At 70.2% G+C, this 429-nt stretch carries 1 protein-coding gene; it reads right to left on the bottom strand.

The features are described 5' to 3' along the window. Window positions 1–108 precede the first annotated feature (108 nt). Window positions 109–429 (bottom strand): hypothetical protein (locus AC1DLI_RS34410; RefSeq protein WP_477610228.1); only part of this gene is annotated, 321 nt, incomplete at its 5' end.

Raw genomic sequence — 429 nt, forward strand, 5'->3', positions numbered from 1 at the left:
GTTCGGGCGACGTGGACGCCTCCGCTGCTCAGCGATCTCGTCCCGTCGGTGCTTACGATCGAAGCCACGGGCACGAGCCGCACCGCACTCGAATGACTCCAGCCCGGATCAGGCCGCAGGCCGCCGCGGAACGAACCGCGGGATCCAGCGCAGGAATCCCACCGCGCCGAGCACCCCGATCCCACCGATGACCGCAGCTCCGATCGCGAGAGAGCTGAGTGCGGCGATGCCCGAGAACAGCAGGGGAGCGATGGCACCGCCGGCATCGGTGAGCGTGCGCCAGGATCCGAGGAACGCCGCGGGCTCCGACTGCGGGGCGACATCGGCGCCGAGCGTGAGCAGGATGCCGCTGGAGAGGCCGTTGCCGACGCCGAGCACGGCGGCGATCATCCCGAACCAGAGCACGTTTGTGCTCCCGTCGTGCGTGAG

The organism is Paenibacillus sp. 01T443, from assembly GCF_056398325.1.